The organism is Candidatus Kuenenia sp. (assembly GCF_027493735.1).
Taxonomy (GTDB): domain Bacteria; phylum Planctomycetota; class Brocadiia; order Brocadiales; family Brocadiaceae; genus Kuenenia; species Kuenenia stuttgartiensis_A.
The window spans coordinates 292,036-312,069 of the sequence record NZ_JAOSKF010000018.1 but is presented as its reverse complement, the minus strand read 5'-3'; the positions used below and the strand labels follow the sequence as shown (position 1 = coordinate 312,069).

Annotated in this window: 18 protein-coding genes; 10 read left to right on the top strand and 8 right to left on the bottom strand. The window is 41.7% G+C overall.

The genetic code is table 11. The annotated features are described in order from the left end of the window. Positions 1–28 precede the first annotated feature (28 nt). Complete coding sequence (locus tag M5U24_RS09875; RefSeq protein ID WP_099325752.1) at positions 29–1,375, top strand: ammonium transporter; 1,347 nt, start codon at positions 29–31, stop codon at positions 1,373–1,375. 253 nt (positions 1,376–1,628) lie between these two features. On the opposite strand, the gene guaA is transcribed toward M5U24_RS09875, so the two are convergent. Further along, complete coding sequence (guaA, locus tag M5U24_RS09870) at positions 1,629–3,179, bottom strand: glutamine-hydrolyzing GMP synthase (RefSeq protein WP_099325753.1); 1,551 nt, start codon at positions 3,177–3,179, stop codon at positions 1,629–1,631. Between the two features lie 118 nt (positions 3,180–3,297). Between guaA and M5U24_RS09865 the strand changes: the two genes are divergently transcribed. After that, positions 3,298–5,064: a hypothetical protein gene (locus tag M5U24_RS09865; RefSeq protein ID WP_298202299.1), complete on the top strand. Its 1,767-nt coding sequence runs from the start codon at positions 3,298–3,300 to the stop codon at positions 5,062–5,064. Here M5U24_RS09865 and M5U24_RS09860 read toward each other — a convergent pair. Beyond that, a complete protein-coding gene (locus tag M5U24_RS09860; protein WP_298202297.1) occupies positions 4,997–6,007 on the bottom strand; it encodes a cache domain-containing protein in 1,011 nt (336 codons plus the stop codon). The two genes, M5U24_RS09865 and M5U24_RS09860, sit on opposite strands and share 68 nt — an antisense overlap. A gap of 195 nt (positions 6,008–6,202) precedes the next feature. Then, positions 6,203–7,105 carry a hypothetical protein gene (locus M5U24_RS09855; RefSeq protein ID WP_099325756.1) on the bottom strand — a complete coding sequence of 301 codons (903 nt, stop codon included), beginning with the start codon at positions 7,103–7,105 and terminating at the stop codon, positions 6,203–6,205. 291 nt (positions 7,106–7,396) lie between these two features. Here M5U24_RS09855 and M5U24_RS09850 point away from each other — a divergent pair, with 291 nt between their 5' ends. Continuing rightward, the gene (locus M5U24_RS09850) at positions 7,397–8,431 is read left to right on the top strand and encodes a hypothetical protein (protein ID WP_099325757.1); all 1,035 of its coding nucleotides are present in this window, start codon (positions 7,397–7,399) and stop codon (positions 8,429–8,431) included. A 1,027-nt stretch (positions 8,432–9,458) separates the two neighbouring features. Then, entirely contained in the window at positions 9,459–9,890 is a 432-nt protein-coding gene (locus M5U24_RS09845) for a transcriptional repressor (protein ID WP_099325759.1), read from the top strand. Between the two features lie 190 nt (positions 9,891–10,080). Here the strand turns inward: M5U24_RS09845 and M5U24_RS09840 are convergent, their stop codons facing one another. The 3 genes from M5U24_RS09840 to hslV all read right to left on the bottom strand — a co-directional run bounded on the left by M5U24_RS09840 (position 10,081) and on the right by hslV (position 12,922). Beyond that, a complete protein-coding gene (locus tag M5U24_RS09840; protein ID WP_099325760.1) occupies positions 10,081–10,818 on the bottom strand; it encodes a gamma-glutamyl-gamma-aminobutyrate hydrolase family protein in 738 nt (245 codons plus the stop codon). Positions 10,819–11,033: 215 nt separating this feature from the next. Then, positions 11,034–12,383: an ATP-dependent protease ATPase subunit HslU gene (hslU, locus tag M5U24_RS09835; protein ID WP_099325761.1), complete on the bottom strand. Its 1,350-nt coding sequence runs from the start codon at positions 12,381–12,383 to the stop codon at positions 11,034–11,036. A gap of 2 nt (positions 12,384–12,385) precedes the next feature. Further along, positions 12,386–12,922, bottom strand: coding sequence for an ATP-dependent protease subunit HslV (gene hslV / locus M5U24_RS09830; RefSeq protein ID WP_099325762.1), 537 nt, complete (start codon positions 12,920–12,922; stop codon positions 12,386–12,388). A 250-nt stretch (positions 12,923–13,172) separates the two neighbouring features. Here hslV and M5U24_RS09825 point away from each other — a divergent pair, with 250 nt between their 5' ends. The 3 genes from M5U24_RS09825 (at position 13,173) to M5U24_RS09815 (ending at position 15,887) form a co-directional block, all read left to right on the top strand. Beyond that, positions 13,173–13,571: a CBS domain-containing protein gene (locus M5U24_RS09825; protein ID WP_099327063.1), complete on the top strand. Its 399-nt coding sequence runs from the start codon at positions 13,173–13,175 to the stop codon at positions 13,569–13,571. A 115-nt stretch (positions 13,572–13,686) separates the two neighbouring features. After that, on the top strand, positions 13,687–14,784 hold the full coding sequence (locus tag M5U24_RS09820) for an HAD-IC family P-type ATPase (protein WP_298202293.1): 1,098 nt from the start codon (positions 13,687–13,689) through the stop codon (positions 14,782–14,784). A 17-nt stretch (positions 14,785–14,801) separates the two neighbouring features. Next, positions 14,802–15,887, top strand: coding sequence for a heavy metal translocating P-type ATPase (locus tag M5U24_RS09815; RefSeq protein ID WP_099325764.1), 1,086 nt, complete (start codon positions 14,802–14,804; stop codon positions 15,885–15,887). 336 nt (positions 15,888–16,223) lie between these two features. On the opposite strand, the gene M5U24_RS09810 is transcribed toward M5U24_RS09815, so the two are convergent. Further along, positions 16,224–17,279, bottom strand: a complete 1,056-nt coding sequence (locus tag M5U24_RS09810) for an NAD(P)/FAD-dependent oxidoreductase (RefSeq protein WP_099325765.1) — start codon at positions 17,277–17,279, stop codon at positions 16,224–16,226. Positions 17,280–17,809: 530 nt separating this feature from the next. Here M5U24_RS09810 and M5U24_RS09805 point away from each other — a divergent pair. The 3 genes from M5U24_RS09805 to M5U24_RS09795 all read left to right on the top strand — a co-directional run bounded on the left by M5U24_RS09805 (position 17,810) and on the right by M5U24_RS09795 (position 19,641). Then, positions 17,810–18,427, top strand: a complete 618-nt coding sequence (locus M5U24_RS09805; protein ID WP_197705202.1) for a DJ-1/PfpI family protein — start codon at positions 17,810–17,812, stop codon at positions 18,425–18,427. Positions 18,428–19,030: 603 nt separating this feature from the next. Next, positions 19,031–19,273, top strand: coding sequence for a DUF433 domain-containing protein (locus M5U24_RS09800; RefSeq protein ID WP_099325767.1), 243 nt, complete (start codon positions 19,031–19,033; stop codon positions 19,271–19,273). Further along, positions 19,270–19,641, top strand: a complete 372-nt coding sequence (locus M5U24_RS09795) for a DUF5615 family PIN-like protein (protein WP_099325768.1) — start codon at positions 19,270–19,272, stop codon at positions 19,639–19,641. The genes M5U24_RS09800 and M5U24_RS09795 overlap by 4 nt, the downstream gene beginning before the upstream one ends. Positions 19,642–19,810: 169 nt before the next feature. Here the strand turns inward: M5U24_RS09795 and M5U24_RS09790 are convergent, their stop codons facing one another. Further along, positions 19,811–19,984, bottom strand: coding sequence for a hypothetical protein (locus tag M5U24_RS09790; protein WP_157820602.1), 174 nt, complete (start codon positions 19,982–19,984; stop codon positions 19,811–19,813). Between the last annotated feature and the right edge of the window lie 50 nt (positions 19,985–20,034).

Genomic DNA, 20,034 nt, shown 5'->3' with positions numbered 1-20,034 from the left:
TTAAACTGACGAATAGGAGGTTTTAAAAATGAAAAAATTTAGTTTACTGACAATGTTAAGCCTTGTACTGGTGATGGCCGCATCATCCGTAGTATTGGCAGGTGACGATGTATTGGATTCGGGCGATAATGCATGGATTCTTATGTCGGCATCATTAGTACTTCTGATGTCCCCGGGCCTTGCCTTCTTTTATGGCGGCATGTGTTCATCCAAAAATATCATAAATATGTTAATGATGGTTTTTATGAGTATGGCGGTAATCAGTATCCAATGGGTATTCTGGGGATACTCTCTCTCATTTGGAGAGGATTGCGGCAACTTTATCGGAAATTTGGCAAAGGTCGGCTTGCGCGGTATAACGCCCGATACACTCTCCGGCACCATTCCGGAATACACTTTTTTGGCATTCCAGGCAACATTTGCGATTATTACCGTGGGGCTTATCATGGGTGCAGTTGAAGGGCGCATGAAATTCAGCGCACTTTTAATATTTATTCCCCTGTGGGCGACTGCCGTATATGACCCGGTATGTCATTGGGTGTGGGGCGGCGGTTTCCTCCAAGCCTGGGAAGTGCTGGATTTTGCCGGCGGAACGGTGGTACACATAAATTCAGGTGCGGCAGCCCTTGCCCTCGTGATATTACTCGGAAAACGCAAGAAACAAAACATAAGGCCACCATGCAATGTCCCGATGGTGCTACTCGGCACGGGCCTGCTCTGGTTCGGATGGTTCGGTTTTAATGCTGGCAGCGAACTGGCTTCTGACGGAAGGGCGGCATTTGCGTGGGTAATAACAAACTCGTCTGCAGCCACTGCTGCTTTCGTTTGGATGGTATGCGAATGGATTCATAGGAAAAAACCTACGCTTATCGGTGCGGCTTCAGGCGCAGTTGCCGGCCTTGTAGCCATAACCCCGGCGTCTGGTTTTGTAGGGCCTTTAGGCGCTATACAGATTGGAATTATGGCGGGTGTTGGATGTTACTTTGCCAGCATGAAGCTAAAAGCGCTTTTTGGATATGACGACGCTTTGGACGTAGTTGGAGTACATGGGATTGGCGGTACGATAGGCGCCTTTGCCACAGGTCTATATTGTACCAAAATGGTAATGGGGCCTGATGGAGTTGACGGCTTATTCATTGGATGGGGTATGGAAGGCTTCAAACAATTGGGCTTACAATGTATTGGTTTCCTGATTTCATGGTCATACGCATTTTCAGTGACAATGGTTATCGGATTATTTCTCAAGTATACGATAGGCTTAAGGACAGCAGAAATACAAGAAGACACCGGGCTGGATATTACTCAGCACGGCGAGATTGGCTACCACCTTGAGATGGAATCTACTAGCACATTGAAGATACCTGCCGGGCACTAATTCCGGACCTCATGCATTACTGTGGTTTGAGGGATTAGATTTACGGAAAAATACAAGGCGCTGTCTCTTTGGAGACAGCGCCTTTTTTAATGGTAACGCTTTAGTACCTTATCAGTAATTTCTTCGCACACTTCCATTCGTCAGTGCATGCTTTTTGGGAAAATATTTAATTGTCCCTTCTGTAATCGGCAATCCACAGATTGAGGACTGTGGATTTTCTATTATGCCGTTTAACAACAATCTGTCATTCCGACTATTCCCATTCAATTGTGCTCGGAGGTTTTGTGCTTATGTCATATACCACACGGTTAACGCCCTTCACCTCATTTATAATCCGATGAGAAATACTTCCGAGCGTTTCATTGGGAATGCGGTACCAGTCTGCAGTCATAAAATCTGTTGTTTCTACCGCACGAACAGCAATCACATTTTCATAACTCCTCTCATCACCCATAACCCCAACGGTACTTAACGGCAGGAGCACCGCAAAACACTGAGCAATTTTATTGTATAAGCCCGCTTTGCATATCTCCTCAATGACTATTTTATCTGCCTTACGCAAGACTTCTAAACGCTGTCCGCTAATTTCTCCTATTATCCGGATAGCCAAACCAGGCCCTGGGAATGGATGGCGTCCGACCAATTCTTTCGGAAGCCCCAGTTCTTCACCTATTTTCCTTACTTCATCCTTAAACAAAAATCGTAATGGCTCAACCAGTTCAAACCCTAATTCTTCAGGCAATCCGCCGACGTTGTGATGGCTTTTTATAGTGACTGTCGGGCCGCCATGTGCAGGTATGCTTTCTATAACATCAGGATACAATGTGCCCTGGGCGAGAAATTGTACATCGCTTATCTTTTGCGCCTCATTTTTAAATACCTTTATAAATTCATGACCAATAATTTTACGCTTTTTTTCCGGGTCTGATACACCCTTTAATTTCCCCAGAAATCGGTCCTGCGCCCGAACCACATGGAGGTCTGCTGAAAAATTTTCTTTAAATGTTTTAACTACCTCTTCTGCCTCAAAATTTCTTAACAGTCCGTTATCAACAAAAATACACGAAAGACGATTGCCAATTGCCTTGTGAATAAGCGCTGCAGTTACCGCGGAATCAACCCCGCCGGACAAGCCACAAACGACGCGCCCGTTTCCCACTTGTCTATTTATGTCATTCACCGATTTTTCAATAAAGGAATCCATCTTCCAGTTTCCCGAGCAATGGCATATTTCGTAGAGGAAATTCCTTATGATCTGACTGCCATTTGGCGTATGTGTCACTTCCGGATGAAATTGTACCCCATAGAAATCCCTATTCTTATGCTTTACTGCCGTATAAGGACAATTTTTTGTGTGTGCAAGCGACTCAAATTCCGCCGGTAATTCAGTAACGATATCGCCATGACTCATCCATACCGTGATCTCTTGTGGAAGGGTTTTTAAAAATCTGTTTTCACCGCTGATGGCACATAAAGTACGCCCATATTCTCTTGCAGCGCTAGGGCTTACTTTTGAGCCAAGCATCATACATCCCAATTGCATGCCATAGCAAATGCCCAAAACAGGCACTCCTAGTTTCATTATTTCCTCATCACATCCCGGTGCATTTTTTGAATATACACTGGCAGGTCCGCCGCTGAGTATAATGCCTTTTGGTTTTATCTTTTTTATTTGTTCTGCAGTAATAAGGTGTGATACTATTTCGCTGTACACATGGTTTTCTCTTACGCGTCTGGCAATAAGCTGCGCGTACTGAGATCCAAAATCAAGGATTAAAACTTTTTCAATGTTATTTTCGAGCATTTCTTTTCCTAATCAGACATATTTTTATACGGCCTGTTTTTAAAAACATGGCTTTATTCAGTGCAAAATAAAACCATGCCTACGTTGGTTTAAAATACTAAAACAGAATCATTTGAAAATGGCAACAGAAAATATTCCTTATAAAATACCGGAAAACGAAGCGTCCGTTTTTTATCCGCCTATCGGAGACGCCCCGGAATTGACGCGAGACAATATGCGGGAAATACAGCATTATGCCTTTAAAATAACTGATATCACTTTTCAGACATTACGGAATGAAACCCGCTTGGAATTATTAAACATCGCAACACAATACACAAAAAAAATCTTTTCGTTCCTACCGCACAAATTCAGCGAAACAACTAGCCACACGGTAAATGATAGCGGAAAAAATGCCGCTGAACAATTATACGAAAGTTTTTTGCCTGTTGAACCAATAATCTCACATCGTTACTGTCCTGAAAGTATACCAATAATACTCACCGGACATGAACCCATTTTCTATCATCCAGGGATATGGATAAAAAACCATCTCGCATATTATTTGGCAGAGAAATTAAAAGGTATAAGCATAAATCTTATTGTGGACAGTGATTCATGTAAGGCTGGTTTTGTGTATGTGCCGTGTTTCTCCGAAGAATCAGCATCTATTCAGAAAGTATCATTTGTTGAGGGGAAAGAAACTCAGGCTTATGAAGAAATTTCGCTTGAAAGGATAGAGGTGATAGAACGCTTTAAAGATAAAGTTGATGCATTGCTCCGGAAAAACAATCACGACGACGTAAAAAATACCGTTAAAGATATGCAAATCATGTTTGATTGTTTTATGTATCAAATACGGCATGCGTATCAGCAAGGCTGCAAGGACATGACGGGATTGTTTACGGCGGCAAGAAAGGGTCTTGAAAACGCCTTTGGCATTAAAAATCTTGAAATCCCTGTTTCGCTGATGTGTAACACGAAAGGGTTCTACTCTTTTTTCCTGCACATTTTGTACAATGCAAAACAATTTACAGAAATTCATAACGAAAAATTAAATGATTATCGAAACACTCATGCCATTTCCTCTAAAGCAAATCCGGTTCCCGACCTGGAAATACATGATACCTTGGTGGAACTGCCCTTTTGGATATGGGAAAAAGGCGGCGCACGTAATAAATGTTATGCACGATATGATGCCGGTTCCATAATAGTAACAAATGGCAATCAAATGGAATTGGCATTAAAGAAAGATGAAGATCCGCAGAAAATCATCTCCAGACTCAGGTCGTTGGCGTCGCATCCTTTCCACCCTATTAAATTGCGGCCCAGGGCGATTACCCTAACGATGTTTTCCCGATTATTCCTGTCTGATGTATTTATCCATGGAATCGGCGGATCAAGGTACGATGTGATAACAAATGGCATCATGAAAGATTTCTTTCATATAAACCCGCCAAAATATATTACGACAACAACCACATTATTTCTACCTGTCAAAACACATGATATTGACGCGAAAACATTCCCTGCTTTACAAAAAGAGCTGAACGATATGCGCACCAATCCCGAACGACACGCTTCGGGAAAAACAAGGCAACATCCCCTGTTTTTAAAAATGGTGGAGGAAAAACGTGCATTGATAGAGAGGATGAGGGGAAGCGACAAGGAGAAACGAAGTCAGTTATTCCATCAAATCAAAAAATTGAATGCGTCTATGTTTAAACAAATAACTACTGAGTTCGGGAACAGACAAAAAAAACTAGCGGCTATTAAAGAGAAAAAGGCCTACAACAAGGTGGTAAAATGCAGGGAATATCCAATAGGTATATTTCCTTTTAATGCCTTGCATGACCACTTTGCAAATGTCTTTTCCGAAAGTAAAAATAAAGATAAACAATCGTGATAACGGCTATGACCGTACCAATGATGATAAGATTTGTTTTCAAGGCAAGCACGGCATAAAACGCCTCCTTTTTATCTATTTTTATCAAAAGCACCCAGTGGACATCCCTGAGGTTTTCAAGGGGGGTATAGGCGTTGAGTACGGGGATATTGCGGTAATCTTTTATGATTTTTATATCCGTATGCCCCGCAAGCGCTTCTTTCGTTGCCTGTGTGTCAATTTCCAGTTTTAAAATAGTGTTTTGTTTCAAAAACCTTGACTTTGACCGCATGAAGTTGTCATCACCAACCACATAAATCTCCCCGGTTTCCCCTAATCCATCCCTTTGCAATAAAATAGGATCAATCTTTGAAAAAGGTATTTCAACCATCACCAACCCTAAAAGAGTATTAGAAGCATCATACACAGGGGCAGCCCCCAGAAAGACAAAATCTTTTGATTCCTCACTCCATGTCAAATCAGAAAATTTAATATTATTTAAACCTTCTTTAAACACTTCTCCAATGGTAAATGAGCTAAAAACGCCTGTTTTTAAATTTGTACCGAGGTATTCATTGCGCTTTATCCCGAAAACAACATTTCCGTCTTTATCAACAAGAAAAATGTTTTGATAACCGAACCGTCTTTGGTAATGTTCTAAAAGAGGTCCGTAATAGGTATCGACCTGTTTGTATGAGGCAGAATCTAAACCTGCAGATCTAAATGCATTGGAGAATCGGGGTAAACTTTGTTCTACGAGGGGGTTTTTGGAAAGGATATGCACGTCTCCGTATTTTTCATAAAAGAAGTTTTGAATCTGCACCTTTTTTATCTCCCGTACCGAGATCAAATGGTTCTTCACCTCGCTTTCCAATGCGGGGATAAGTGTCCGATACGTCAATGGCCCCATAATTACCAAAAATGTGAAAAAAGCAATACTCGATGCGACTAATATCCTGTACATTTTATCTTTACCATTTCAAAATTAAATTATAGATACGATTTCTCATGTAAAAAAAATAGACTTCCGCATGATACTAATAAATTTTGTTTTGTCAAGTTTATTGATTGAGTTAGGGGAGGAGGGTAGACAATCTACAATCCACAATCTGTCGGTTGCCGGTTTCGCCGGGGCAAATGATTTCGACCATACACACTATCACGCATTTCGATATGTCTCAATGAAAAATGCTACATCCTTTTCATTTCCACCAATAATTTCGATGGTAAAATGCGTAATGTGATTTTTTTTAAGAAGAGAAATGATTTTTTCCATATCCATATCATAGTCAGTAGAAAAATGCGAATGGGTATCTCCCATTGGCGCTTTGAAATTCCAATCGAGTGGCGTTTGATTTGTATTTAAATGCACCCCCATAACACTACATTGCGTACATATCTCGTTAATTCCCTCGTAAAAATCAAATTTATTTAAAATCGCTGATGCCCATAGGTGGCCGACGTCCAGCCAGATTGGGCAATCAAGATATTTTAAATGCTCCGGTGTTTGATTTCCATTCCCAAGCCCGGGAAAATCATTCTCAATGCACAGGATGTAGGCCGGGAAATGGCTTCTTAGCCTCTCCATATTTATTTTCACCCCTTTTTGGTAGCCCTGAAACTCTTCCGTAGCTAAATATTCCGGATTCATTACACGGGTATTGTGTAAAAGGTATTTACTGTCTATTGCCTCGCGCAATACATTCCCATAGTTGGCAGGATCATTTTTAATTGGTTTTGTGGTCATGAAAAATCCATGCAGCACGGCAATAGTGCTGTTCAACTCTTCAAGAATATTTGCCGTGTTTTCAAAATCCTCAACAATACGCTCAAAATTATCTCCTGCCAGATTTATGAAATGTTGAGAAAATAATGGGGCATGAACGGTATACTTTACATTATATCCCTTAATTTTGTTATACAACTCCCTTGAAATGGTATTATGAATTTGAATACCAAATTCAAACCCTTGTGATTCAACCATTTCCTTACAATTTGTTACCTTTGCAAACACCTCTGTGTCTTTGAAACACATGGTACTCATCTCTATCAATACCGTCATTATAAAAACATTCCTTTCTGAACAATATCAGGACACAATACGGGGAAAATTTTTCCACACCGTTTTCTTTAATATATATTCACATTAAAATAAAATCACTTACCCATTTGGGCGAAGCGTTTGCTGCATATAGTTATAACTCGTTCAACAAAACGGAGTTGTCGGGTATGTAGCATTTTAAGTCCTTATCTTCTACGCAGGCAAATGCTTCACCCCTATTATTTTAAAGGCACTATATTTGCTAAAAATTCTTATGCCTCATACGAAAACATTCTTTAAAGAAGGTTTATCATGATACAGAGTACAGAAATTTCGACGATCAGTACCCAGGTCAATTCTGGTTTCACCACAGATGCTGCCAAAGGTACTGACAATTCTTTGTTCCGGGATATTATTAACCATGAATTAAAAAGCCAGGCATCCCAAACGACGTCACATTCCGCCACTCAAACTATAGAAACCGGCAAACCAGCTTTATCGCAGTTAGAGCGTAATAGTTTTGCCATTCAAACAGCCTCTGAAAACATAAAAAAAGGAAAAACCTCACCATCGTTTATAGAACAGCTAATAATGTACAAAGAAGACCAACTGTTATCAAAACCCGGCGGGGACTCTTTTGCGCTTAATAAAGAAACAAATACAATAGATTATGACTTAAATCAATCTCAATTTAGTAAAAGAGTAGGAAAAGACCTGAAAGATGCCGGCGAAAATATTATTAACATTTTTAAAGACGTAGGCGCCGGCGCGCCATTTAAGTATGTTGATAGCAATGGTTCCATTCAGGCGGGGGGAAAAGTCGGTTTTTTCGGCACAATAATAAATTTCTTTAAAGATATTGCCAGCGGATTCACCCTTGGCAAATACACCCCGGAAGGGGAAAGCTCCCCTACAAATGCACTCGACGCAACAAAACACTTTTTCAAAAAGATATTTGTTGATGCTGTTTTCAAAGACATTGTAGTAGGCGTGCCAAGGAGCGCAATACATGTCAGCGAGAATGCACTGTTTGCAGGTATAAATTTATTGGAAACTATTCCGGACGCCACCATTGGCAATTTTAAGGCCGGACGGACAGTGACTACTGAAATCTTTGACGATATGCAGGTGTTCGTTGATTTTGTAACCGATGTAGTCCCTATGGGTGAAGCAAATTCCCGGACGCATGCCTTTGCGCTGAATGAGGGTCTCAGGGGGCTTCCTTTTATCCGTAACATTACCAAACAGGCGCCGGAACCAAATGATGAGAGGTGGAAATATGTGCGAAATACCCCATTCAGAAAATCAATTGAATCGCTTGCAACAATAATCCCCATACGCATGTGAAACAGGGGGGGGCGATTTACGAATTACGATTTGGGATTTGAATCGCACCTTGTAAACCTACGCTGGCGATACCAGCACCAAGCGAGATATAAAAAATACGAACTTCCAGCTTGAGGGTAAAATGCCAGAAGCAGTCATCATGTTGCATTTGCAACACCCAGAAACGATGAAAATGGTTTTATAGCCATATAGTGTTGTAGTATCTGTACTTAAACTATTTTTTGTAGTCTTATTTTCGAGCCGGGATGCTTGTGTTACAATGTACCATTAGTTAACCAAAAATCGGGAATGCTCCTGTTCAAACCATGTCACCCGCTGGCGGGTGTGCAGAGGGTGGACTGGATTTCTCCATCGATTCAACTACCCCCTTTATTATGAAAACAAATTTGACCCTCTTTCCCACGCTCCGCAGACGGGTCAAATGGACAATTTTATCCTAATTTTACGACAGGCATTCTCCACTTTAATGGGAAAACAGCACTAAATAGGGTCAAAAACAGGCATAATGCGGGGAGTTGCCCCCATTTTTGAGACAACAAAGTTCATTTGACCCAGTCTGAGAGCGTAGAAATTAGAAGAAAAACTTATGGCTATTCATGTTATAAACCTCCCAGATTTCCTCCGTAGACAATTCCACCCCCTTAATCCCCCGCCAACGGGGGACAGGCTTGCCACACACCCTTGCAGCTTTCATGCCCTTGTGGGGTTGATCTGGGTGTATTCCCGGTTCTGCCATGTTTTAATGAAACATACAGTAGTATTAACCCCTGGCAGCGTTGTTTTGCCCCAATCACACAAAAGGTTACAAAAAATCGGGAATGCTCCTCTTTCAAAATTTTGATTCATCTTTCAATTGCAACCATCAGTATGCTTTTGTCCCGCATGGTTTTAAATTCCTGCTTTGCCCTGCTATGATAACATCATTAATTTTTTATTGACATATAACACTGTTTTTTAAATAATGTATTAATTGTTTAATAATTATTTTTTATTAGGACTGTTTTTTTATTAGGATTTACTATTTGTCATGCAAACGGTAGAAAAACTTACGGACACATTAAAGAATAACAGGCTTAAAATTACACCGCAAAGATTGATGATTTTCAAAGTATTGGAGAATAACACCTCTCATCCCTCTGCCGAGGAGATTTACAAAAAAGTCAAAAAGGTGTATCCGTCCGTATCTTTTACCACAATTTACAAAACCCTGGAAACGCTAAGGGATCTTGGTGAAATAAAGGAACTCACCATTGATAAAGACCGCAAGCATTATGATCCTGATATTAGTGTTCACCATCATTTTATTTGTTCTGATTGCAGGGAGATATATGACATTCACGAAGCTTTTACCGCCAATATAAAACTTGATGATTCATTAAGAAAAGATTTCTCTGTTTCCGGCTTTCAGATATCTTTCTTCGGCGTTTGCAGTAAATGCAGCAATAGCGACCGTTTTTGAAGCAATTCATCTCTCCGGTAACTTCCCTGAAATTATGAACAGGCATTTCAATATTTTTGTAGAGACGCATTGCATGCGTCGCTACATTAACATCAATAACAGAATAAAGTTGCTGTCAAACCCACCCAAATTCATTTTTTTGCTCATTTCGCACGGTTGAATGGTGTTCTCTCCGTTCCATTTTATACATCTACCGCCAGGATTGCCTTTCTCTTTCCTCACTGAATGTTTCGCTGGCGCGTATAAATTCACAAAAGAGTGCTTTTTTGTGTGAGGAACTATTGCACAGACGCTCCGGATGCCATTGCACCCCCAACAAAAACGGATGGTCTCTGCCTTCAATGGCTTCAATGATTCCGTCAGGTGCACGGGCAGAAACAATTAAACCGCTGCCCGTTTTTTTTATAGCCTGATGATGTGCGCTGTTCACCTCAATGTGTTCTTCTCCCACAACCTTATGGAGCAAGGTATTTTTTTTTATGGTGACAGTATGTGTCTGTTTTTTACCGGTTAGCCTATGATTACAACATTTGGTGTTCTGGCTGGGAATATCCTGAATAAGGGCGCCCCCGCAAACAACATTTATCAACTGAATGCCATAGCATATAGCAAAAACGGGGATCTTTAATTGAAGGGCATGATGTAAAAGGGCAATATCTGAAACTTCTTTGTCAGGATGGATGCATGTCGTGTTTTTATGCCTTGTTTCACCGTACAATTCAGGGGAAATATCATCCCCGCCGGTAAGAAGAAGTCCGTGCATTTTTTCTAAAAGAGAAACAACCTCCTCTTTTTCTCTCGGCACAGGCAATAAAACAGGTATGCCTCCCCCCATGATTATCGCATCGCAATACTCTCTGTATACAAAAGAATGAGGCCGGGTTTTTTCCCAGCGATAATCACAATTTACCGCAATGATTGGCTTCATAACCTTAAGCAACTATCGTAAAGGTTTTGACGAAACAGCAAGGCTCGTTTTTATAGTAATGGGATTAAGGAGAGGGGCATTATAGGCGGGAAACATACGTTGGATGATACAGCGGGAATATTCCTGAAGTGGTTGGAGTATTAATAATGATGGCCGAAATACATTAAACGAAATAAGTTTTCTTTTTTCGCGTACGTTTGTCTCTTATTCATTTTTTACAATATATACCGGCTAAGATCTTCGTCTTTGACAATTGCCTGCAATTTATCATTAACATACTTATCGTCAATAATCACTTCCTTACCCCCTTCCATATCAGGTGCATCAAAGGAGGCGTCCTCCAGCAGTTTTTCCAAAACAGTATGCAGCCTCCTTGCTCCAATGTTCTGAGTACGTTTATTTACCTGCACGGCAATTTCCGTAATAGTTTCAATGGCTTCCTTTTTAAAATGAACCTTTATCCCTTCTGTCTCAAGAAGTGATTTATATTGTTTGAGTAACGCATTTTTTGGCTCTGTTAAAATACGTAAAAACTCTTCCTTCCCCAAATCTTCCAGTTCAACACGAATAGGGAATCTCCCCTGCAGCTCAGGAATTAAATCCGAAGGTTTTGAGACATGGAACGCTCCTGCTGCAACAAAAAGAATACGGTCTGTTTTGACAATTCCGTATCGGGTATTAACGGTGGTGCCCTCTACAATCGGCAAGAGGTCTCTTTGCACCCCTTCGCGGGACACATCAGGGCCCCTGCTTGTTTCGCGCCCCGCAATTTTATCAATTTCATCAAGGAAAATAATCCCAAACTGTTCTGTCCTGCGAATCGCCTCCTGTATTGCCTTTTCCTTATCAATAAGTTTTTCCGCTTCTTCCTGTATTAAAATCCTCTTTGCCTCGGCAACCGGCGCCTTTCTGACCTGTGCCCGCGGCGGGATCATTTTTTCCATCATGTTCTGAAAATCTATCCCCATATCTTCCACACCGGCGACAAATCCCTGCAACACATATGACTTTTCATGTACGGTAAGCTCCACCGTGCGGTTAGCAAGAGCGCCATCCCGCAATTTTTTCCTGAGTTTTTCCCTTGTTTTTATACGCTGGTCTTCTTTTGCCACCTCTTTTTCCTTATCCATTTTCTCAGAATTCTTTGGAGTCGGCGGCAATAGCAGGTCAAGGAGGCGTTCTTCCGCTAGCTCTTCTGCTTTGCCCTGAACATCTTTCACCATCTCTGCCTTTACCATATTAACGCCAATTTCGGTAATATCGCGTATCATAGATTCAACATCACGTCCGTGATATCCAACCTCTGTGTACTTGGATGCTTCGATTTTAAGAAAGGGCGCCTTTACCATAGATGCCATGCGGCGTGCTATTTCAGTCTTTCCCACGCCGGTAGGCCCTATCATTATTATGTTTTTTGGTAAAATTTCTTCACGTAATTCCTCAGAAAGCTGATGCCTGCGCCAGCGGTTTCGTATCGCAATCGCCACGGCGCGCTTGGCGCTTTTCTGCCCAATAACATATTTATCAAGCTCCTCAACAATCTTTCGAGGCGTCAATTCCTCCACTTCTATACTTCCTCCACTTTGATATTTTTGTTGGTATAGACACAAATATCCGCCGCAATATTCAACGATTCCGCAACAATTTCTTTCACAGACAACGGAGTGTGTTTTGCCAAAGCGCGGGCAGCAGCAACCGCATACGAACCTCCCGATCCAATGCCAATGATACCGTCATCCGGTTCAATCACATCGCCGCTTCCGGAGATCAGAAAAGAATGCTGTTTATCTACCACCACCAGGAGGGACTCTAGTCTTCTTAATACCTTATCTGTTCTCCACTCCCTTGCCAGTTCATGTGCGCTCCGCAACACGTTACCCTGGTATTGTTCCAGCTTTGCATCAAAACGCTCCATAAGCGCGAAAGAATCCGCCGACGAACCGGCAAACCCGACCAGTACCTTATCATGATACAACCGTCGAATCTTTTTAGCATCATGCTTCACCACCGTGGCTTGCATAGTAACCTGCCCATCGCCGCCTATGGCAACATGTCCGCCCTTTCTCACTGATAAAATTGTTGTGGATGAAATAAACGGTTTCAAAATAAATTCCTCAATGTTTTACCCTAAAATAATTTAAGTTCAAATGGTATCAACAAAACTAAGAGTTATCAAGGGTTTTTCTCTTATGCGACACATTCCCCTTTGCCGGCATTTTACACATAAAAAATGATTGTATGATTTTGTAAAACTAAAGTGTTACATGATTTTTGAAAAGACTTTCGTACAGAATTTGTTATATAATGAAAAAGTTATTTTAAGGTTTTTATCTTTTATAAAGGAGGAGAGAATTATGCTTGCAAAAGATGTTATGAATAAGATAGTTGTTGCGGCAAAAAGAAACACCCTTGGCAGGGATTTAACGGTAAAACTTCTATCAGGCATGTATAGCGGAGTACCCGTGGTGGACGAAAAAGGAAGGGTTATTGGTGTTGTAAGCGAATTCGATCTTCTCAAAGTGATTCAGGCGGGAAAAAAACTGGAACAGGTAACGGCTGAAGAAATTATGACAAAAACCCCTGTATGCGTAAAAGAAGATTCCTCCATAGAGGAAATTATCGACCTTATGACAAAGCACAATATTATCAGGGTCCCAGTAGTAAGGAACGATATGCTTGTCGGGATTATTTCACGGTGCGATATCCTTAGCAGTATGGTAGAACCTGAGTTTGTAACCGTTTGCTACGAATAAGATTGTTCGCAATACACCAGACTCAGCAATCCGCAACCCAAAAAGTAGAGAAGCATGGCCATGCTTCTCTACTTATTTAAAAAAGTTTTTACAGGTAATACCATAGGAAGGCAAAATGGCTGAACAGACTATTAAATTTGATATTTCCGGCATGCATTGCGTTAACTGTGCCGCTACTATTGAGCGAAGGCTGCGTGAAGTAAAAGGTATTACATCGGTACGAGTAAATTTCTCCACGGCATCCTGCCTGGTCAGCTATGATACACATGCTATAAACAAAAGTAGTATCGCAAGATGCATAAAAAGCATTGGTTATACTGCAAAAGAAAGGATGCGAATGGACCAATCATCAAAAGGGTCCGTTCAGATAGCATGGCTGATTTATAGCATTGCAGCTTCCATTGTAATGATGGTAATCATGTATGTTCCTTTTCCAGGACTGGATAATAAGCACCTTTCCTTCCTGCAGATGGGAATCGCAACAATCACCATTCTTGGTTCCGGTATGGACTTTTTTATCAGCGCCTATAAATCCATTAAAAATCTTTTTGCCAACATGGATGTTCTCGTCTCCATAGGAGTTTTGTCTGCCTTTCTCTACAGCGTCTTTGCCGTTTTCGGCATTTTTGGCGCTTCAGGCCACGCATTTTTCGAAACATCCGTAATGCTGATTGCCTTCATCCGCATCGGAAAGTATCTGGAAGAACGCGCAAAAGGCAGGGCAGGCAAGGCGCTGCAAAAACTCATAACACTACAGGCAGACAAAGCGCATTTGTTGTCCCCTGAAGGAAAGGAAACGAAAGTAAACGCCTCCATACTTAAGGTGGGAGATACGGTTATTGTACGGCCCGGTGAAATTATTCCGGTGGATGGTGAAATAACAGAGGGAACGGCAACAATTGATGAATCCATGGTAACTGGCGAATCAATGCCGGTTGTAAAGAAAAAAGGCGACAGCGTTATTGGGTCAACCATTAACAAAACGGGAGTCCTCATTATAAAAACCTTGCGGGTAGGCGAGGAAACCGTTTTATCTCAGATTATTACTATGGTAGAAGACGCCCAGATGGACAAGGCTCCCATACAGCGGTTTGCGGATAAAGTGTCCAATGTCTTTGTTCCAATCGTTGTCGCTATTTCCATAATAACGTTTTTCTGCTGGTATCTCATATTTTATGACGTCACTCCCACCCTCCCTTTGTATGGGCTTTAAAAACGGCGGTAGCAGTCCTGGTAATAGCGTGTCCCTGCGCCCTTGGGCTTGCTACGCCAACTGCCATTATGGTGGGGAGCGGCATTGGACTCAACAATTCAATACTCATAAAAAAAGCCAGCGCCCTTGAACAGATTGCGCGTATAGACACTATCGTATTTGATAAAACAGGCACTATTACCGAAGGAAGGTTTGGGGTGACAAGCATCTTCCCGTCGGGAAAAATAAATGATAATGAACTGCTCACCCTCACCGCCGCAGGCTGCGCCTTTTCTAATCATCCCCTTTCCCTTTCAGTTGTTGACGAAGCAAAGGCAAGAAATTTTACATGGGATACAGTTCAGGACTTCGAAGAACGTGCCGGCAGCGGGATACTTTGCAAATACAGGGATAAAGCACTGATGATAGGCAATGAGTCGCTTATGACATCAAACAATATCAATATTGAAGACTTACGAAACAAAGCAGGGGAGTTGGAATATAGGGGAGAATCCATTCTCTACGTCTCTTACGACAATGTCTGCAAGGGCATGCTGGGGCTTGCGGATACAATAAAACAAAACGCAAAGGACGTGGTAGCGTCATTACAAAAAATGAATATACGTGCCGTAATGATTACAGGAGATAACGAGCCTGCGGCAAATGCCGTCTCTTCCGCGGTAAACATAAAAGAATACCATTCGAAAGTTTTGCCGGGAGAAAAAAGGGACATTGTAAAAAACTATCAGGAACGGGGAATGAAGGTGGGAATGGTAGGCGACGGCATAAATGATGCGCCGGCCCTGGCGCAGGCGGATGTAGGCATTGCCATTGGCGCGGGAACAGACGTTGCAAAGGAGGCAGGCGACATAATACTTATGAAAAATGATATTATGGACATTGTGCGGGCTATCCGGTTAGGGAAAAAAACACTGGCAAAGATACGGCAAAATTTGTTCTGGGCATTTTTTTATAACTCCATTGGAATCCCGGTTGCCGCCGGCGCCCTGTATCCTTTCTTTGGCATCAGCCTTAAACCTGAATATGCCGGACTTGCAATGGCGCTTTCTTCCGTATCCGTAGTAACAAACTCCCTGCTCTTAAAACGGATGTCCTTCCGCTGACGTGTATGATAAATCTTCCTGACCGCTTATTTTCGGAATATTTGCCAATGCTGACTGTTTCATAGCGAGGCGCAGCAGTAACCAGGAAAAGTTACTTAGTTCTGAATAATAAATACTGTTGTTTTTTTGACAAATTCGAAACTCGAATATCGAAATCCGAAAGAAATTCTAATATCAAATTAAAGAAATTAAAAACGAGGTTTGGAACATTTGAATTTGTAATTTTGAAATCGTTTCGGATTTCGTGCTTCGGACTTTGTCGTAAGCTCAATCGAACGATTTAGCAATCTTCAATAAACAAAAACCTACAAAAAAAGATGTTTTTACGGAGTAATATTATAGAGGCATAAGATCCCTTCCTGCTATTTTTGCCCCTAATTTCCACGATACCGAAGTCTGCCTTCTTTCCTTCTTTGTCAATTCCGTATACGCAGAAATCACATCTTCGCCCGATTTAATACAGGCGCATATCGCTTCCGCAGCAAAAAGCCCCGACGACAATGCACATGAAATCCCTTCTCCAAAGGCATTCAAAAACCCCGCGGCTTCCCCCACCAGAAGGATATTGCCCTTCCCCAGAGAAAAATTCCCCGAAGCGCACATAGTATTTCCCAGGCAGCTTGTCTTTCGCACCAATTTTTTCAATGCCAGCCCATGTTCTTTCTCCAACATTTCGTGAAATGCATTTAGACAAGGAAGGATTTTAGCCCCCTTTCTTACGGATGTGCCAAACACCTGCAAATCATCCTTTACACTGAACCATGCATACACTTCGCCATATTTTTGGTCAAGGAATCCATGATAAAAATATGGGTCTAAACTGGACTGCCCTTCATAATAATTTTGATATGCAATAAACCATTTCACATTACGCTCAAATGCTGGTGAAAGCATTGCCCTGATACAAGAAACACTTCCCTCGGCGCTTATCAAATACCTGCATTTTGCCTGGCGGATTTTATTTTCTCTGGCATCATAATAATGAACAACAACCGCATTCCCCTCCGTTTCAAACCCTTTAAACACAGCACAATCCATCACTTCTGCCCCGGAATTGCTGATAAGCCAGTAATCGTATTCCGAACGCCATACATTCGGCGCCCCCTCACTATCCTTTGAAAACGGCCAGTCTGAATAATTCCCAAGATCACTCCAGAACCTTACCCCTTTTAACAGCTTTGGCTGTACATAAACGGCATCGGGAATCCTGCCAAAATAGCGTTCGGTGATCTCCTGGGATTTTTTAAAAATAATGCCTGAACATATCTTATATCGGGGAAGTTTCTTTTTCTCCAATACCAGTACCCGGAGTCCCTCGCCGGTCAGCCTTTTTGCAGCAGCAGCGCCCGAAGGGCCTGAACCTACCACTACGGCATCATATATCGCATTCATCTTATACTCGCTTTCTCCAAATAAGTTTCCGGGAAACGATAGTTAACTTTTCCCATCAAAAAAACGTATTTGCCGGAACAGACTTTCAAAGGTAAAATGAAAACAGTTGTTTATCAATTATATATTACATTATGTACTGGCAATAATAAAAAACACTTTGGTTGCGGAATGTGCTTTTTATGGGGAATGTGCCCCTGATTTTCCATTTCTCCAAAAGTCTGAATTGTTACCATAGCATAGCAAAGCCGCAACCGAAAAGAGTTTAACCACAAAGGGCTTGGCGCGGCCTTTGGCCGCAACCAAATTCAAAATACGAATATCGAAATACGAAACAAATTCAAATGACAAAAAACCCAATGCTCCAAACTTTACGTAATCCTCATCTAATCAATGCCTTACGGTTATGCATTTTGAAAAACGAGCATAAAAAACAAGAAGTTGATGGATAGTAGTACAAAGAAAAACTTACAAAAAAAGAAGTTTTTACATGGTAATACCATATCTTACAACTCATTCCGGAGGGAACAAAAATGAAAAAGACGTTCCTTGTATATCGATTAGCGCTTATACCATTTATTTTATTTACATTCTGTAGCGTTATTAACAGTAAGGAGGCACATGCCATGCAGTCAATAAAAGGAAAAAAGGTTGTAATAATTATCGCAAAAAATAATTTCAGGGACGAAGAATTGCTGGAACCAAAGGCAATTCTGGAAAAAAACGGTGCGGCGGTAACAATCGCTTCTTCTTCATTAAAAGAATCAAAGGGGATGTTAGGGGCAAAAGTATCTCCGGATATCCTTTTTACGGATATCGCTGTTGGCGATTATGACGCAGTAATATTTGTGGGGGGGACAGGGTCAAGCGAATACTGGGACAACCCTACGGCGCATACGATTGCCAAAGAGGCAAACAAGGTAAACAAAATAGTGGGAGCAATTTGCATAGCGCCGGTGACGCTTGCAAAAGCCGGATTGCTTAAAGGGAAAAAAGCCACAACATATTCCTCCACCGTAAATGATATCAAATCCGAAGGGGCAAATTACACCGGCGAGGGCGTTGAAAGAGACGGGAATATAATAACGGCAGACGGACCTGCATCGGCAAAGAAGTTCGGCGAGGCCATTGTAAAGGCGCTTCAGAAATAAAAAATATATCCATTTAGGCGATTAGCGCCTCAACATCGACAAAATTTTGTCGATATATCAAAGCGTCTAAATACGAAAGTCGAATGTCGAAATTCGAAACAATACCGAAACTCAAAATTCAAATGTTCAAAACCAAGACCATGAGATGTGTCCGTTTGCTGTGGCCATAAAACCTGCCTGTTTCGTATTTCGTGCTTAGTATTTCGGATTTCCTTTTCGCAGCACTGTCTGCGAAAAGGTTTAGCACCTTATAAGTAATTTCTTTGCACTTTCTGGCAAATAAAGTAGGCCTTTGGTTGCTTTCTCAATGTAGAGCGACGAGCCTCGTCGCTCTACAACGGCAACTTTTAAAAAATCACAATCTGTGAACCCGTAATGTATAATGTAGAGACCCATTGAAGAAGGCTTTGGAAAAGGATTATTTGTAGTAATTTCAGCGGAAGCAACGAAATGAAAATATGTATGTGAAGGGCAGGGAGGAATATGTGGCCTTTTGTTTCCTTTAACAAATTAGTTGATTATATTAGCCAAAAGTCTTAAATTGTCGCAGAATATAAGGGATGCAAAACAGATAATGGCTTTTTCAGATAAGGAGAAACGAATATGAATCCGCTTTTACAACGTATTACCATCGATCAGGGTGTCTGCTTTGGCAAACCCTGCATTCGTGGCACTCGCATCTGGGTATCACTGATTCTTGATTTTCTGTCCAATGGGATGAGTATTGAGGAGATTCTTGCAGAATATCCTCAACTGACGGAGGAAGATGTTCGGGCTGCTCTTGCCTATGGAGCTGAGATGGCGCGAGAACGATATGTTGAAATACCAACCGGGACGACAGGATGAAGTTTAAATTAGATGAGAACTTTGGAACACGAACACAGGAAATTTTTCGTGCAGCGGGACATGACATTCAAACAGTCCGTAGTCAGGAACTCCAGGGGTGTTTGGATCGAAATCTCTATGAGGTATGCTGTAAGGAACAACGTTGTCTGATAACGCTGGACTTGGATTTTGCGGATGTAATCAGCTTTCCACCATGTTCAGCAAGTGGCATAGTTGTCATTCGTATTCCCCGGAATCCAGGTTTTGCTTTGCTGGAACAACTGGTCCTGCAATTTCTACAATTACTCACTCAAATGCCCGTAGAGAAGAAGCTTTGGATTGTCGAGGTCGGCCGAATTCGGATTCATCAGTCAGAAGCAGGAAAATGACTGTGATAATCAAATAAAGGCGGGGCGGGGGTTTTAACATTTGCCCGCCCCGCGTTGGAGCTTGAGCTTAGGCGCTGTAAATAAATTAACGTCTCACTTTGAAGCCTTGATTGCATGTTTCCAGAGCATGAAATTGATCTACTTGATACCTTTATTTATTTACAGTGCCTTACTTGCCTTTAAGTTCCTGGATGCGTTCTGCTGCTCCTGCGAGCTCTTTCTTCAGTTGGTCACTGTACTCTTCCAACATTTCCTGTTCCTCTTTTGTGGATATGAAACGTCGGAAGAAAGGACGACATCCACACCCGCAGCAGCCACAGCTACATCCCAAAACCCCCGTCATTCTTTGGCTTCCTCCTGGTTTGCAACACATTTTTCATCACCTCCTTCCTA

Coding starts and splice junctions, on each gene's coding strand:
- M5U24_RS09860 (WP_298202297.1), bottom strand. CDS start 6,007: ATGTACAGGATATTAGTCGCATCGAGTATTGCTTTTTTCACATTTTTG.
- M5U24_RS09820 (WP_298202293.1), top strand. CDS start 13,687: ATGGCTGAACAGACTATTAAATTTGATATTTCCGGCATGCATTGCGTT.
- M5U24_RS09865 (WP_298202299.1), top strand. CDS start 3,298: ATGGCAACAGAAAATATTCCTTATAAAATACCGGAAAACGAAGCGTCC.
- M5U24_RS09875 (WP_099325752.1), top strand. CDS start 29: ATGAAAAAATTTAGTTTACTGACAATGTTAAGCCTTGTACTGGTGATG.
- M5U24_RS09810 (WP_099325765.1), bottom strand. CDS start 17,279: ATGAATGCGATATATGATGCCGTAGTGGTAGGTTCAGGCCCTTCGGGC.
- M5U24_RS09840 (WP_099325760.1), bottom strand. CDS start 10,818: ATGAAGCCAATCATTGCGGTAAATTGTGATTATCGCTGGGAAAAAACC.
- M5U24_RS09825 (WP_099327063.1), top strand. CDS start 13,173: ATGCTTGCAAAAGATGTTATGAATAAGATAGTTGTTGCGGCAAAAAGA.
- M5U24_RS09800 (WP_099325767.1), top strand. CDS start 19,031: ATGAATCCGCTTTTACAACGTATTACCATCGATCAGGGTGTCTGCTTT.
- M5U24_RS09850 (WP_099325757.1), top strand. CDS start 7,397: ATGATACAGAGTACAGAAATTTCGACGATCAGTACCCAGGTCAATTCT.
- M5U24_RS09790 (WP_157820602.1), bottom strand. CDS start 19,984: ATGACGGGGGTTTTGGGATGTAGCTGTGGCTGCTGCGGGTGTGGATGT.
- M5U24_RS09805 (WP_197705202.1), top strand. CDS start 17,810: ATGAAAAAGACGTTCCTTGTATATCGATTAGCGCTTATACCATTTATT.
- guaA (WP_099325753.1), bottom strand. CDS start 3,179: ATGCTCGAAAATAACATTGAAAAAGTTTTAATCCTTGATTTTGGATCT.
- M5U24_RS09795 (WP_099325768.1), top strand. CDS start 19,270: ATGAAGTTTAAATTAGATGAGAACTTTGGAACACGAACACAGGAAATT.
- M5U24_RS09855 (WP_099325756.1), bottom strand. CDS start 7,105: ATGACGGTATTGATAGAGATGAGTACCATGTGTTTCAAAGACACAGAG.
- M5U24_RS09845 (WP_099325759.1), top strand. CDS start 9,459: ATGCAAACGGTAGAAAAACTTACGGACACATTAAAGAATAACAGGCTT.